Source organism: Pseudomonas sp. MEJ086 (assembly GCF_030209025.1).
GTDB classification, from domain to species: domain Bacteria; phylum Pseudomonadota; class Gammaproteobacteria; order Pseudomonadales; family Pseudomonadaceae; genus Aquipseudomonas; species Aquipseudomonas fulva_A.
Genome location: NZ_JARVSV010000020.1, coordinates 133,386 through 147,300 on the forward strand (window position 1 = coordinate 133,386; position 13,915 = coordinate 147,300).

At 63.5% G+C, this 13,915-nt stretch carries 12 protein-coding genes and 1 pseudogene; 11 read left to right on the top strand and 2 right to left on the bottom strand.

From position 1 onward, the window contains the following. Positions 1-61: 61 nt before the first annotated feature. From QRN22_RS13205 to QRN22_RS26625, 9 genes and pseudogenes are all read left to right on the top strand, one after another. Positions 62-1,090: a histone deacetylase family protein gene (locus QRN22_RS13205; RefSeq protein WP_042552228.1), complete on the top strand. Its 1,029-nt coding sequence runs from the start codon at positions 62-64 to the stop codon at positions 1,088-1,090. A gap of 40 nt (positions 1,091-1,130) precedes the next feature. After that, a complete protein-coding gene (locus QRN22_RS13210; RefSeq protein ID WP_042552227.1) occupies positions 1,131-2,231 on the top strand; it encodes a polyamine ABC transporter substrate-binding protein in 1,101 nt (366 codons plus the stop codon). Between the two features lie 381 nt (positions 2,232-2,612). Continuing rightward, complete coding sequence (locus tag QRN22_RS13215; RefSeq protein WP_042552226.1) at positions 2,613-3,518, top strand: metal ABC transporter substrate-binding protein; 906 nt, start codon at positions 2,613-2,615, stop codon at positions 3,516-3,518. Continuing rightward, positions 3,518-4,402 (top strand): manganese/iron ABC transporter ATP-binding protein, encoded by an 885-nt coding sequence (locus QRN22_RS13220; RefSeq protein WP_042552225.1) that lies wholly within the window; start codon positions 3,518-3,520, stop codon positions 4,400-4,402. Before QRN22_RS13215 ends, QRN22_RS13220 begins: the two co-directional genes overlap by 1 nt. Beyond that, positions 4,402-5,256 (top strand): metal ABC transporter permease, encoded by an 855-nt coding sequence (locus tag QRN22_RS13225; protein ID WP_197076949.1) that lies wholly within the window; start codon positions 4,402-4,404, stop codon positions 5,254-5,256. Before QRN22_RS13220 ends, QRN22_RS13225 begins: the two co-directional genes overlap by 1 nt. A 2-nt stretch (positions 5,257-5,258) precedes the next feature. Then, on the top strand, positions 5,259-6,089 hold the full coding sequence (locus QRN22_RS13230; protein WP_179537703.1) for a metal ABC transporter permease: 831 nt from the start codon (positions 5,259-5,261) through the stop codon (positions 6,087-6,089). A 36-nt stretch (positions 6,090-6,125) separates the two neighbouring features. Continuing rightward, the gene (locus tag QRN22_RS13235; RefSeq protein ID WP_156152646.1) at positions 6,126-6,893 is read left to right on the top strand and encodes a hypothetical protein; all 768 of its coding nucleotides are present in this window, start codon (positions 6,126-6,128) and stop codon (positions 6,891-6,893) included. After that, positions 6,781-8,175 (top strand): annotated as a pseudogene (locus QRN22_RS26620) (cache domain-containing protein); the annotation flags it as partial. The gene QRN22_RS13235 and the pseudogene QRN22_RS26620, both read left to right, overlap by 113 nt. A 90-nt stretch (positions 8,176-8,265) precedes the next feature. After that, complete coding sequence (locus QRN22_RS26625; RefSeq protein WP_373565138.1) at positions 8,266-9,033, top strand: methyl-accepting chemotaxis protein; 768 nt, start codon at positions 8,266-8,268, stop codon at positions 9,031-9,033. A gap of 72 nt (positions 9,034-9,105) precedes the next feature. On the opposite strand, the gene QRN22_RS13245 is transcribed toward QRN22_RS26625, so the two are convergent. Next, entirely contained in the window at positions 9,106-9,504 is a 399-nt protein-coding gene (locus tag QRN22_RS13245; RefSeq protein ID WP_042552221.1) for a DUF1090 domain-containing protein, read from the bottom strand. 272 nt (positions 9,505-9,776) lie between these two features. Here QRN22_RS13245 and QRN22_RS13250 point away from each other — a divergent pair, with 272 nt between their 5' ends. Beyond that, complete coding sequence (locus QRN22_RS13250; protein WP_042552220.1) at positions 9,777-10,883, top strand: Gfo/Idh/MocA family protein; 1,107 nt, start codon at positions 9,777-9,779, stop codon at positions 10,881-10,883. A gap of 67 nt (positions 10,884-10,950) precedes the next feature. Here QRN22_RS13250 and fabV read toward each other — a convergent pair whose 3' ends face one another. Next, positions 10,951-12,159 (bottom strand): enoyl-ACP reductase FabV, encoded by a 1,209-nt coding sequence (fabV, locus tag QRN22_RS13255; RefSeq protein WP_042552219.1) that lies wholly within the window; start codon positions 12,157-12,159, stop codon positions 10,951-10,953. 287 nt (positions 12,160-12,446) lie between these two features. Here fabV and QRN22_RS13260 point away from each other — a divergent pair, with 287 nt between their 5' ends. After that, positions 12,447-13,892: a SulP family inorganic anion transporter gene (locus QRN22_RS13260; protein ID WP_042552218.1), complete on the top strand. Its 1,446-nt coding sequence runs from the start codon at positions 12,447-12,449 to the stop codon at positions 13,890-13,892. Positions 13,893-13,915 lie beyond the last annotated feature (23 nt).

A 13,915-nucleotide genomic window follows, 5' to 3' on the forward strand; every position in this document is an offset into this window, starting at 1 on the left:
CTCATTTCGCCAGCGCCAGACTCGGGCCAAGAATGCAGCTGTCCAAGTCGGAGACTCAGCCATGCGTACGATCTACAGCGATGACCATCACCTGCATCATGGCCGCTGCGAAATCATCGACGGGGAGCTCAAGCCCTGCTTCGAAATGCCGTCGCGAGCCGACCATGTGCTCGCCCGCGTGCGCCAGCAGCAACTGGGTGAAGTCATCACCCCCAGCGATTTCGGCCGAGCACCGATCGAACGCATTCATCACCGCGACTACCTGAGCTTTTTCGAAGGCGCCTGGGCACGCTGGGCCGCCATGGGGCGTGACGGTGACCTGATGCCCTTCACCTGGCCGGCCCGCACCCTGCGCAGCGTGGTGCCGGACAACCTGCATGGTCAGCTCGGTTATTACAGTTTCGACGGCGGCGCACCGATCACCGCCGGCACCTGGCAGGCCGCCTGGAGTGCCGCCCAGGTCGCCCTTACCGGGCAGAAGCTGATCAGCGATGGCGCCACTGGCGCCTTCGCCCTCTGTCGCCCACCGGGCCACCACGCGGCCGCTGACCTGATGGGTGGCTACTGCTACCTTAACAATGCCGCCATCGCCGCTCAGGCCTTCCTGGATCAGGGCTGCAAGCGGGTCGCCATTCTCGACGTGGACTACCACCACGGCAATGGCACGCAGTCGATCTTCTACGACCGCAGCGATGTGCTGTTCGTCTCGATCCATGGTCATCCGGCTTTCGAATTCCCGTTCTTCCTCGGTTACCAGGACGAGCACGGCGAAGGCGCCGGTGAAGGCTTCAACCTCAATCTGCCGCTGGCTTCCGGCAGCGGATGGGAGCAATGGAGCGCCGCACTGGAGAGTGCCTGCGCACGTATCGACGATTACGCAGCGGACGTGATCGTGGTGTCCCTGGGCGTGGACACGTTCAAGGAAGACCCGATTTCCCAGTTCAAGCTCGACAGCCCCGACTACCTGCGCATGGGCGAACGCATCGCCCGCCTCGGCAAGCCCACCCTGTTCGTGATGGAGGGCGGCTATGCCGTGGAGGAGATCGGCGTCAACGCGGTGAACGTACTGGAAGGTTTCGAAGGCGCCTGAGCCTACTGCCGACACCCCTGAATAACCGGAGCACATAACGATGAAAAATCTCCACCGTTTGTTCGGCGCCACCCTCTGCGGCGCGGCGCTGCTGGTCGGCAATGCCATGGCCGAGACTCGAGAACTGCGGGTCTACAACTGGGCCGACTACATCCTGCCGCAGACCCTCAAGGACTTCGAGCAGAAAAGCGGCGTCAAGCTGACCTGGGACACCTTCGAAACCAACGAAGCACTGGAAGCCAAACTGCTCACCGGCAACTCGGGCTACGACCTGGTGGTGCCATCGAACATGTTCCTCGACACCCAGATCAAGGCGGGGGTATTCCAGAAGCTCGACAAGAGCAAGCTGCCCAACTGGAAGAACCTCGACCCCGCACTGCTCAAGCTGCTGGAGACCAACGACCCCGGCAACCAGTACGGTGTGCCGTACATGTACGGCACCGTGCTGATCGGCTTCAACCCGGACAAGGTCAAGGCTGCCCTTGGCGCCGACGCCCCGGTGGACAGCTGGGATCTGGTGTTCAAACCCGAGAACATGGAGAAGCTCAAGCAATGCGGCGTCGCCATGCTCGACGCGCCCAACGAGATCCTGCCGCTGGCGCTGCACTACCTGGGTTTGCCGCCGAACAGCACCAACCCGGCTGACTACGACAAGGCCACCGAGCTGATGATGAGCATCCGCCCGTACGTAACCTATTTCCACTCGGCCAAGTACATGACCGACATCGCCAACGGCGACATCTGCGTGGCCATCGGCTATTCGGGCAGCTTCTACCAGTTCGCCAACCGCGCCAAGGAAGCAGGCAACGGCGTGAAGGTCGAATGGCGCCTGCCGAAGGAAGGCGCACCGATCTGGTTCGACACCTTCGCCATTCCGGTCAGCGCCAAGAACGTCGAGGAAGCTCATGAGTTCCTCAACAACCTGCTCGACCCGAAAGTGATCGCACCGATCAGCGATTTCCTCGGTTACCCGAACCCCAACAAGGCAGGCATGCTGCTGGTGGACAAGGCGATCAGCGACAACGCCGACCTGACCCCGACCGCCGAGGGGCAGAAAACCCTCTACAGCGTCGAACCCCTGCCGCAGAAAGTCGAGCGGGTACGCACCCGTGCCTGGACCAAGATCAAGAGCGGCAGCTGAGCCGCCAAGCCGAGCGCGATCGGACGAGGGGCTTGCATCGGCCCTGAGCCGCAGGGTGAGTGATACCCCATCCTGCGACTGACCACCCGCACAAGCCCGCACAGGTTGCGGGCTTGTGCATTTTCGCCCATGCCACGGTCGCCGCGATCACATTGGCGGAACCTGCCAGCGCTGCAACGGCTCACATGCATGCGCTCCAGCAGCTACGCTGAGCACAGCCGTCGTTCGCTGCCATAACGCAACATCGAACGGCATGCATCGAAAACAAATCTCTAATGCCAATAGTTTTCATTAGCGACGATTTATCGCTAGAGTGGCAGCCCTGTCCGGGGGTAATGACCATCCCGGTGATTTGACCGGTCAAGCCATATGAGGATGAAGATGTTCAATCGGATCCGCTCGCGCACCTGTGCCTCCCTGCTCGCCGCCCTCCTTCTGACCCTGCTGCCGCAACTGGCCTCCGCCGAGGGCAAGTTCAAGGTCGTCACCACCTTCACCGTCCTCGCCGACATGGCCCGCGAAGTCGCTGGCGACGCCGCCGTGGTCGAATCGATCACCAAGCCGGGTGCCGAGATCCACAATTACCAGCCGACGCCGGGCGATATCCTCAAGGCCCGCGACGCTCAGTTGATCCTGCGTAACGGCATGAACCTGGAGCTGTGGTTCGAACGTTTTCTGCAGCGCCTGCAGGGCGTGCCCTCCGCGACGCTGAGCGATGGCGTCGAGCCGATCAGCATCGCCGAAGGTCCATACGGCGGCAAACCCAATCCCCACGCCTGGATGTCGCCGGACTCGGCGATGATCTACATCGACAATATCCGTGACGCACTGGTCGAGCACGACGCCGCCAATGCCGAAACCTACAAGGCCAACGCCGAAGCCTACAAGGCACGCATTCAGGCCACCGTAACGCCGATCCGCGAGCGCCTGCAGGCGATCCCGGAGAACCGCCGCTGGCTGGTTTCCAGCGAGGGCGCATTCAGCTACCTGGCCCGCGATTTCGGCCTCAAGGAGCTGTACCTGTGGCCAATCAACGCCGATCAGCAGGGCACCCCGCAACAGGTGCGCAAGGTGATCGATGCAGTGCGCGCCAACAAGATTCCCGCCGTGTTCAGCGAAAGCACCATCTCCGCTTCGCCAGCCCAGCAGGTCGCCCGGGAAACCGGCGCCAAGTACGGCGGCGTGCTGTACGTCGATTCGCTCAGCGAACCGAGCGGCCCGGTACCGACCTACCTCGACCTGCTGCGCGTCACCTCGCAGACCATCGCTGACGGGCTGGCCGAATAATGCCCAACGCCCTGCACGAAGAGGACAGCCTCGACGGCATTCGTGTCGATGACATCAGCGTGACCTACCGCAACGGCCACACCGCCTTGCGCAATGCCAGCTTCGGCAGCCCGGGCGGTAGCATCACCGCCCTGGTGGGCGTCAACGGCAGCGGCAAGTCGACGCTGTTCAAGGCCATCATGGGCTTCGTGACCCTTGCCCATGGCAGCATCAGCGTGCTCGGCATGCCGGTGCGCGATGCCCTGAAACGCAACCTGATCGCCTACGTGCCGCAGAGTGAAGACGTCGACTGGAATTTTCCGGTACTGGTCGAAGACGTGGTGATGATGGGCCGCTTTGGTCACATGGGCATGCTGCGTCGTCCCAAGGCCGCCGACCGCCAGGCGGTTGAAACGGCCCTGGCACGGGTCGGCATGGGCGACCTGCGCAAACGGCAGATCGGCGAGCTGTCCGGTGGACAGAAGAAACGCGTGTTCCTCGCGCGCGCCCTGGCCCAGGATTCGCGGGTCATCCTGCTCGACGAACCCTTCACCGGGGTCGACGTGAAGACCGAGGACGCCATCGTGCGGCTGCTCGGCGAACTGCGCGACGAGGGCCGGGTGATGCTCGTCTCCACCCACAATCTGGGCAGTGTGCCGGAGTTCTGCGACCGCACCGTGCTGCTGGCGCGTACCGTGCTGGCCTACGGGCCGACCCAGCTGGTGTTCACCCGCGAGAATCTCGAGCGCACCTTCGGCGGCGTGCTGCGTCACTTCGAACTGCCGGGCGAAGGCCGTGATGACAAGTCGCCGCTGATCGGCATCATCACCGACGACGAGCGCCCGCTGGTGCTCTACGACGGCAAATCGACCATCCGCGGCCGCGTCGACGAAAAGGACCAATAGTGCACACCCTGCTCGAACCCTTTTCCTACGGCTACATGGTCAATGCCATGTGGGTCTCGACCCTGGTCGGCGTGGTCTGCGCGCTGCTCTCGGTGTACCTGATGCTCAAGGGCTGGTCGCTGATCGGCGACGCCCTGGCGCATTCCATCGTCCCCGGCGTCGCCGGGGCCTACATGCTCGGCCTGCCCTTCGCCCTCGGTGCCTTCGGTGCCGGCACGCTGGCGGCGGGCGCCATGCTGTTCCTCAATCAGCGCAGCAAGCTCAAGGAAGACGTGATCATCGGTTTGATCTTTTCGTCGTTCTTCGGCCTCGGGCTGTTCATGGTGTCGCTGTCCCCCACCTCGGTGAACATCCAGACCATCGTGCTCGGCAACATTCTCGCCATCACACCGGGCGACACCCTGCAGTTGCTGTTGATCGCCGGCATCACCATGGCCGTGCTGGCACTGCGCTGGAAGGACTTGATGGTGGTGTTCTTCGACGAGCACCATGCCCGCTCCATCGGCCTCAGCCCGACGCGGCTGAAGGCGATCTTCTTCATCCTGCTGTCCGCCTGCACCGTGGCGGCCATGCAGACCGTCGGCGCCTTTCTGGTCATCGCCATGGTCGTCACCCCGGGCGCCACCGCCTACCTGCTCAGCGACCGTTTCGAGCGGCTGCTGCTGATCGCCGGCTGCATCGGCGGCCTGAGCTGCTTCATCGGCGCCTATGCCAGCTACTTTCTCGATGGCGCCACCGGGGCGATCATCATCGTGCTGCAGACCTGCGTGTTCCTGGTGGCTTTCGTCTTCGCGCCCAAGCACGGCCTGCTCGCCGCCCGCCGCCGGGCCGCCCAGGCACGGCTGGAGATGTGACCATGGAGATACTCCTGCAACCGCTGCAAATCGACTTCATGCAGTACGCCCTGCTGATCGCCGTGCTGGTGGCCATCCCCGCTGCGCTGCTGTCGTGCTTTCTGGTGCTCAAGGGCTGGGCACTGATGGGCGACGCCACCGCCCACGCGGTGTTTCCCGGTGTGGTCATCGCCTATATCGTCGGCCTGCCCTACTCGCTCGGCGCCTTCGTCGCCGGCATGCTGTGCGCGGTCGCCTCGGGCTATCTCAAGGAAAACAGCCGGATCAAGCAGGACACCCTGATGGGCGTGGTGTTCTCCGGCATGTTCGGCTTCGGCCTGCTGCTGTACACGCAGATTCACAGCGACGTGCACCTGGACCATATCCTGTTTGGCGACATGCTCGGCATCGGCTGGGCCGACCTGCTGGAAAGCGGCCTGATCGCCCTGGCCGTCACCGCATTCATCGGTCTGAAATGGCGCGACCTGCTGCTGCACGCCTTCGACCCGGTGCAGGCGCGCACTGTCGGTTTACCGGTGCGCCTGCTGCACTATGGGCTGCTGGCGGTGATGTCGCTGACCATCGTCGGCGCCCTCAAGGCCATCGGCATCGTGCTCACCGTGGCGCTGCTGATCGCCCCTGGCGCCATCGCCTTCCTGCTCACCCGCACCATGGGCGCCATGCTCTTCACCGCCGTGGGCATCGCCGTGGGGGCGGCACTGAGCGGCGTGTACCTGAGCTTCTTCATCGACAGCGCTCCCGGGCCGACCATCGTGGTACTGCTCAGCGCCTTGTTCGTGGTGGTGTTCATCCATGCGAGCAGGCGCGAGCACAGGCGCAGCGCACAGCTGTAGAATCCGCGTCACCTTCGATTTCAGACAAGGAATGTCATGCTCAAGCAGTCCCTGGCACTACTCGCCGGCAGCTTCCTGCTGGTGGCCTGCAGCACCCAGGCACCCACACCCGCCACTAAAACGCCAGACGAACTCGCGAAGGAGTATTTCGTCTTGGCGTCCATGAACGCGGTGCGCACCGTCGGTATCGAGGCGAACCCGGAGTGGCAGGTCGGAAGTTTCGAGATGGTCTACGTCCTGGACCGCCAGAATCAGTTGCTCGATTGCAAGGCGCGCCCCGCCAGCAACGCGAAGAACTCCGGTGGCTTTGCCTACAATCCACAATTGGCTGAGCGGATGAACAGCCTGTGCTGGCAGACCGTTCTGCCGCCCATTCCTGCGCACATGTTCGATGAAGGTGCGAGCACCGAGATAGTTGCCCCCCTCCAGTTCCCCCTGCGCCAGGTGGATGCGGCTCGCCAGGCCAGGAGCACCGCCGTCAATCAGCGAAGCGCATACTTCTGGAGACACCTGTTCGCCGATCAGCCGATCGACAGCATCGGCAAGGCACGCTTGATCGGCATGCTGGATGAACACCGCAACGTGCTTGGCTGCGAGGTGATCATCGAACCTCACCGGCTGAGGCGTCGTGATTTCAAGCAGGACAACAGCCTGCTCGATCATCTGGGGCATGCCTGTGCGACATTGCGCGATGTCCCTCTGGTACCCGGGCAGAAGCCCAACGCTCAGGGTCAGCACGTGTTCATCGTCAATCTCGACTACTCACCGTGGCGGCACAAGGCAGGCGACTCGCACGAGCAGTGACGCCGGCCGTTCGCAAATCCTCCCCCCTCCCTTCATTCCAGGCGAAGAAAAAGTCTTGCCTGGAATACCAAATACCACTCAAGTTAATCCGCCCCCAGCCGATTCAGTGTTCACAGGCCGGCACAAGGCCCGATGCTTTCTCGTTTACTGCCTCTCGCTTCAAAAACAACATCTCTCGCTCGAGCAGGAACAACCCGTGAACATCAAACAGAAACTCACCTGGGCCTTCGCGGCCATCGCCTGTGTGCCCGTCGTGCTGGTCGCGGTCGTGGTGGTGATCAACCTGCGCGCGCAGGCGCAGGACGACTTCCTCGACAGTAGCAGCCGGGAGATCCGTCAGATCGAGAACGCCATGAATCAGTTCCTCGATGCCATCGCGCAGAACGTCGAGTACCTGGCCAAGCATCCCGACATACGCAACGCCGGCGAGTTGAAGGACTACTCCGGTGCCGATGCCGCGCGGATACCGCTGAACGAGAACAATCAGGCGTTTCTGAAGATGTTCGGCGAGTTCGCCGCCAGCCACCCGAGCACCGCCTATCTGTCGATCGGCAAGCCCGACGGCGGCTACGCGTCCTGGCCCGACGACGCCAAGTTGAGCAACTACGACCCGCGCGTACGCCCCTGGTACAAGACCGCCATGGCCTCGCCAGGCAAAACCGTACGCACCTCCGCCTATTACTGGGCACCGGACGACGTGGTGCTGATGGGCACCGTGCGCACCATAGAAAATGACCTGGGCCAACCGGCCGGCGTGCTCGGCCTGGACGTTTCCCTCAAGCAGCTCACCGAACTGGTCAAGCAGATCAAGCTCGGCGAGAGCGGCTACCTGATGCTGCTGGAAAGCAACGGCAACGTGCTGGTCGACCCGCGCGATCCTGCCCATGGTTTCAAGCTGATCAGCGACTTGGGCGACGGCTACAAGGAACTGGCCGGCGTGGAAAACGGGTTGGTGGAGATAGAGTTGGACGGCGTGCCTTACATGGCCAACGTCTGGTCATCGAAAGCCCTCGGCTGGCGCTTCATCGGCCTGATCGAACGCAGCGAGGTGATGGCCAAGGCCACCAGCCTGACCTGGCAGATCGGTGTGATCGCCGCGGTACTGGCCGTACTGTTCGCCATCGTTGGCGCCAGCTTCGCCGGTCTGATCGTCAAACCGATCCGCAGCGTGGCCGGTGGCCTGGAAGGCATTGCCCAGGGCGAAGGCGACCTGACCCGCAACCTCGACGTGCGCGGCAATGACGAAACCGCTCTGCTGGCACGCTGGTTCAACCAGTTCCTCGGCGCCATCCGCACCCTGGTGCAACGCATCGGCAGCGCTTCGGCGGATCTGCAAACCGCCTCGGATGCCAGCACCCGCGTGGCCCGCGACATGAACGACGCCGCCGGCCGTCAGCGCGAGGCCGTGGAGCTGGTGTCCACCGCCTTCAACGAGATGGTCGCCACCGCCAACGAAGTGGCCCGCTCCTGCAGCCATGCCGCCTCCTCGGCCGACTCCGGCCAGCGTCAGGTGCACGATGGTCAGTTGCAGATCGACGAAGCCACCGGCAGCGTCTCGCGGCTGAGCGAGAACCTGCAGAAGTCGGCTCAGGCCATGCAGGTGCTGGAGCAGGACAGCAAGAACATCAATGCCATCCTCGACACCATCCGTTCGATCGCCGAGCAGACCAACCTGCTGGCCCTCAACGCCGCCATCGAGGCCGCGCGTGCCGGTGAACAGGGCCGCGGCTTCGCCGTGGTCGCCGACGAAGTACGCGCACTGGCCAAACGCACCGCGGACTCGACGGGCGAGATCGACAGCCTGCTGGGTGGCCTGGCCAAACGTACCCAGGACGTGACCAAGCAGATGCAGAGCAGCCTGAGCATGTCGCAGCAGAGCGTCGAACGGATTCAGCAGGCTCGCGACAGCTTCGAACAGATCCGCAGCTCGGTGGACGAGATTCGCGATCAGAACAATCAGATCGCCACGGCGGCCGAAGAACAGCACCACGTGGCCGAAGACATCAACCGGCACATCGCGCAGATCCAGACCGACGCACAACTGGTCGAGGAACTGGCCCATTCGGCACGCAGCGACTCGCAGCGCCTGGAGGCACTGTCCGGCGAACTGAATGGACTGGTGGGGCGTTTCAGAACCTGATGGCAGGCGCCGGGCAACCCGGCGCCGCATGGTGAAACAGGGAGGACGGCGGCTCGGCCAGCCTCCCTTTTTTCATTCAGCCTGCTGCTTGGGGGCCGGGCTCAGCTCGGTCTCGGCCTGCTGCAATTCCCCGCGGGCTTCCTCCAGTTTGGCCTGACGCTTGGCGATCTTGCTGGCGTCGCCGCTCAGCTCGGCCTCGCGCAGATCCGCCTCACGCTCGCGCACCTCGTCCCGCGCTTCGCCGACCTTGCCTTCCAGCTCGCGCAGCAACGCCTTGTCGGTGCAATTGGCACGGACGTTTTCCAATGCCGTGTTCAGCCCTTTGACCTTGCCGTCATGGCCAGCGGTCTTGGCAGCCTGGATCTGTTGCTGGATGTCCGCCACCTTCGCCTCGCAACGTGGATTGGACGCGGTGTCGGCCAGTGCCGGCAGGGCAGCGACGAGCAACAGGCTGGAAATCAGGGCTTTCATTGCAACTCTCCATAAACAACGTAACGGGTGCGCCTTGGATGGCGCCAATACTGACCACAGAATAGTCGGATGATTTCCCGTGTCGTTCAAGCGACGCCGGTGCACCAAGACCGGCAGGCGCTTTTACTGAACTTCACGTGCCGATGCCTGCCGACTCTAGGGTCTGTTGACGTTTGCGCATGAGCACGCCCGAGCCCCTCGGCGCGCCCTGCAACGTCAACAGCCCCAATAAACCGAACAATCCGGTTCGGTGTTGCACAGGAGTCGATGACATGCCCGATGCTCAAGGCAAGGTTCGTTATGCAGTGGTCGCAGGTGGCTGGATTTCTCAGGGCGCATTCATGCCTGGCGTCGGCCAGACCGACAATTCGGTGATCACCGCGCTGGTGACCGGCGACCCGATCAAGGCCGATGAACTGGCCGCGATGTACGACATCAAGAGCTACAGCTACGACGAATTCCCCGCGCTGCTCGCCTCGGGCGAGATCGATGCCATCTACCTGGCCACGCCGAATTTCCGTCACCGCGAGTTCGCCGAGCCCGCCCTGGAAGCCGGTATCCACGTGCTGCTGGAAAAGCCCATGGCAACCAGCGAAGAAGACTGCAAGGCCATCACCGCCGCTGCCGAGCGCTCCGGCGCCAAGCTGATGATCGCCTACCGCCTGCATTTCGAACCCGGCACCGTGGAGATGATCCACCGGATCCGTTCGGGCGATATCGGTGACCCGCGGCTGTTCACCGCCACCTTCACGCAGACCGTCGACCCGGCCAACCACCGTATGCAGAGCGGCTACTGGGCAGGCCCGGTGACCGATATGGGCCCGTACCCGATCAACGCGGTACGCAACCTGTTCGACGACGAGCCCCTGGAAGTGCGTGCCGTGGCCGTCCAGACACCCGGCCGCGAGATCAACACACCGGACACCGTGAGCGTCACCCTGCGCTTCGCAGACGAGCGCCTGGCGGTGTTCACCGTCAGCTACAGCCTGCCCGGCAGCCAGCGCCTGCAAGTGATCGGCAGCGAAGGCGAGTTCGAAGCCTCGCCCTGCTTCGGCTTCGGTGAGGGCGTAGGGATCAGCTACCGTGCCATCATCGGTGACGAGACCAAGGAGCACAGCCATCCGGTGGTCGATCAGTTCGGCGGCCAGACCCAGTACTTCTCCGACTGCATCCTGCAGAACCGCGAGCCGGAGCCCGATGGTGACGAAGGCTGGCGCGACGTGCGCATCCTCGCTGCTATCGAACGCGCTCTGCAGACTGGCCAGCCGCAGCGCCTGGAATCGCTACCCAAGCGCCCAGGCATCAGCGTCGAACAGGCACGTCGCCTGCCCTTGGCGAAAGTGCCTCGCTATGTGAACACCGACGAACCGGTGGGCTGAGCGGCCCAGGCCGCAATGCAAAAAGGGACGCCGAGGCGTCCCTTTTTCACAGCCGCGGAAAGAGCGGTTACAGCTGAACCACGTCGAACTCGACGTCGGTAGCCACGTCAGCGTCGTAGTCCACGTCGCTGCGCTCGAAACCGAACAGGTTGAGGAACTGCTTCTTGTAAAGGGCATAGTCGGTCAGTTCGAACAGGTTCTCGGTAGTCACCTGTGGCCACATGGCCTTGCAGGCGTCCTGTACGTCGTCACGCAGCTCCCAATCGTCCAGGCGCAGGCGGGCTTTTTCATCGACCTCAGCCGGGGCGCCGTCGGTGCGGAACAGGCGGTCACGGAACAGGCGGTCGAGCTGGTTCTGGGTGCCTTCGTGGATGCCTTTTTCCTGCATGATCTTAAATACCATCGACAGGTACAGCGGCATCACCGGGATGGCCGAGCTGGCCTGGGTGACTACCGACTTGAGCACGGCCACGTTGGCGCCGCCCTTGACTTCACCGGCCAGTTTCTGGTCCAGGCGCAGGGCGGTCTCGTCCAGATCCTGCTTTGCCTTGCCCAGGGCACCGTGCCAGTAGATAGGCCAGGTGATTTCGGTGCCGATGTAGCTGAAGGCCACTGTACGCGCGCCTTCGGCCAACACGCCGGCGCCAGCCAGGGCGTCGACCCACAGCTGCCAGTCCTGGCCGCCCATGACGGTGACGGTATCGGCGATTTCCTGCTCGCTGGCCGGCTCGATGGCGGCCTCGATGATCACGTCCTTGTTGGTGTCGATGGCGGTCGACTTGTACGGCTGGCCGATGGGCTTGAGCGCCGAACGGATCACTTCACCGCTTTGCGGGAGCTTGCGCACCGGCGAAGCCAGGGAGTAGATCACCAGATCGATCTTGCCGCCCATTTCGTTCTTGATCAGCTCGATGACCTTGGCGCGGGCTTCGTCGGAGAAGGCGTCGCCATTGATCGACTTGCTGTACAGGCCTTCGGCCTTGGCGAACTTGTCGAACGCAGCCGAGTTGTACCAGCCTGCGGTACCGGCCTTGGTTTCAGTGCCCGGCTTCTCGAAGAACACGCCCAGGGTGTCGGCGCCAAAGCCGAAAGCGGCCGTGATGCGCGCGGCCAGGCCGTAACCACTGGAGGCGCCGATAACCAGCACCTTCTTCGGACCGTCGTTACGCACGCCCAGTTTGCGCGTGGCCTCGATCTGCTCGGCCACGTTGCGCTCGCAACCCAGCGGGTGGGTGGTGGTACAGATGAAGCCACGAACTTTAGGGTGAATAATCAACGTGTTTACCTCGTCATCGTTTTTGGGCAGGCGACAGTGTAATGTCGATTGGTCGCCGGAGAAAAAGGAGATTAGACCTATTGGTCGCTCCAAATGCCAGCCAGGCCACATTTCGTCGGCTGGTTGTTTTGTCGCAGGGCCCCGGCGACATGGCCATCCAGATCCCCGGCACTGGCCTTCGCCTCGACGATTCCTTACCATCGGCAACCTTTCAACGCCAAGGCCGCACAGGCCGTGCCACGCTCGGCCCCACGCCGGGCCGTCCGTCTTGCTCGATCAGGTAACCCATGAAAATCGCTCGTCTGCGCGCCGATGTCCTGGCCGGTCTCACGTCATCGTTCGCGCTGGTGCCGGAGTGCATCGCCTTCGCCCTGGTGGCTCAGGTCAACCCGCTGATGGGCCTGTATGGCGCCTTCTTTATCTGCCTGATCACCGCCCTGTTCGGTGGCCGCCCCGGGATGATTTCCGGTGCTGCGGGCTCCATGGCGGTGGTCATCGTCGCCCTGGTGGTGCAGCACGGCGTGCAATACCTGCTCGCCACGGTACTGCTCGGCGGGTTGATCATGCTGGCCTTCGGCGCGCTGCGCCTGGGCAAGCTGGTGCGCATGGTGCCGCACCCGGTGATGCTCGGTTTCGTCAACGGCCTGGCCATCGTGATCGCCACCGCGCAACTGGAGCACTTCCAGCATGACGGCCACTGGATAGCCGGCAACGAGCTGTACCTGATGCTCGGTCTGGTGGCGCTGACCATGGCCATCGTCTACATCCTGCCGCGTCTGACCCGCGCCATACCGCCAGCCCTGGCGGCGATCCTCAGCGTCGGCCTGCTCACCTACTTCCTGCAGTTGCCCACCCATACCCTTGGCGACATGGCGCAGATCGCCGGTGGATTGCCCGTGCCGGCATTGCCACAGATTCCCTGGAGCCTGGAGACCCTGTGGATCATCCTCCCCTACGCCGTGCTGATGGCCATGGTCGGCCTGCTGGAAACCCTGCTGACCCTCAACCTCACCGATGAGATCACCGAAAGCCGCGGCCACCCGGATCGCGAGTGCGTGGCCCTGGGCGCGGCCAACATCGCCTCCGGCCTGTGCGGCGGCATGGGCGGTTGCGCGATGATCGGCCAGACCATGATCAACCTCAGCTCCGGCGGCCGCGGTCGGCTCTCGGGCATCGTCGCCGGGGTGATGATCCTGCTTTACGTGCTGTTCCTCTCACCGCTGATAGAACTGATTCCCCTGGCCGCACTGGTCGGCGTGATGTTCGTGGTCGCCCAGCAGACCTTCGCCTGGGCCTCGCTGCGAGTGCTTGGCAAGGTGCCGCTGAACGACGTGCTGGTGATCATCGCGGTGACCGTCATCACCGTGCTCACCGACCTGGCCACCGCCGTGCTCTGCGGTATCGTCATCGCCGCGCTGAACTTCGCCTGGCATCACGCCCGCGAGCTCTACGCCGACAGCCATATCGAAGCCGACGGCAGCAAGCTCTACCTGCCCCACGGCACCCTGTTCTTCGCCTCCACCGCGCCGTTCCTCAACCTGTTCGACGCCGCCAACGACCCCGCCGAGGTGACCCTCGACTGCCGCCACCTGAGCTTCGTCGACTACTCAGCCATCGCCGCCCTGATGACCCTGCGCGAGCGCTACAGCAAGGCCGGCAAGCACCTGCGCGTGGTGCACCTTTCGGAACGCTGCAAGCAACTGCTCAAGCGCGCGGGCATGCAGCCGGCGTGACGGCCGGACCGCATGTCCGGTAC

What these genes read in the sequence shown, in the direction of transcription:
- QRN22_RS13215 (WP_042552226.1), top strand. Translation starts at nt 2,613, where the DNA reads ATGTTCAATCGGATCCGCTCGCGCACCTGTGCCTCCCTGCTCGCCGCC.
- QRN22_RS13210 (WP_042552227.1), top strand. Translation starts at nt 1,131, where the DNA reads ATGAAAAATCTCCACCGTTTGTTCGGCGCCACCCTCTGCGGCGCGGCG.
- QRN22_RS13205 (WP_042552228.1), top strand. Translation starts at nt 62, where the DNA reads ATGCGTACGATCTACAGCGATGACCATCACCTGCATCATGGCCGCTGC.
- QRN22_RS13245 (WP_042552221.1), bottom strand. Translation starts at nt 9,504, where the DNA reads ATGAAAGCCCTGATTTCCAGCCTGTTGCTCGTCGCTGCCCTGCCGGCA.
- QRN22_RS26625 (WP_373565138.1), top strand. Translation starts at nt 8,266, where the DNA reads ATGAACGACGCCGCCGGCCGTCAGCGCGAGGCCGTGGAGCTGGTGTCC.
- QRN22_RS13235 (WP_156152646.1), top strand. Translation starts at nt 6,126, where the DNA reads ATGCTCAAGCAGTCCCTGGCACTACTCGCCGGCAGCTTCCTGCTGGTG.
- QRN22_RS13260 (WP_042552218.1), top strand. Translation starts at nt 12,447, where the DNA reads ATGAAAATCGCTCGTCTGCGCGCCGATGTCCTGGCCGGTCTCACGTCA.
- QRN22_RS13220 (WP_042552225.1), top strand. Translation starts at nt 3,518, where the DNA reads ATGCCCAACGCCCTGCACGAAGAGGACAGCCTCGACGGCATTCGTGTC.
- QRN22_RS13250 (WP_042552220.1), top strand. Translation starts at nt 9,777, where the DNA reads ATGCCCGATGCTCAAGGCAAGGTTCGTTATGCAGTGGTCGCAGGTGGC.
- QRN22_RS13230 (WP_179537703.1), top strand. Translation starts at nt 5,259, where the DNA reads ATGGAGATACTCCTGCAACCGCTGCAAATCGACTTCATGCAGTACGCC.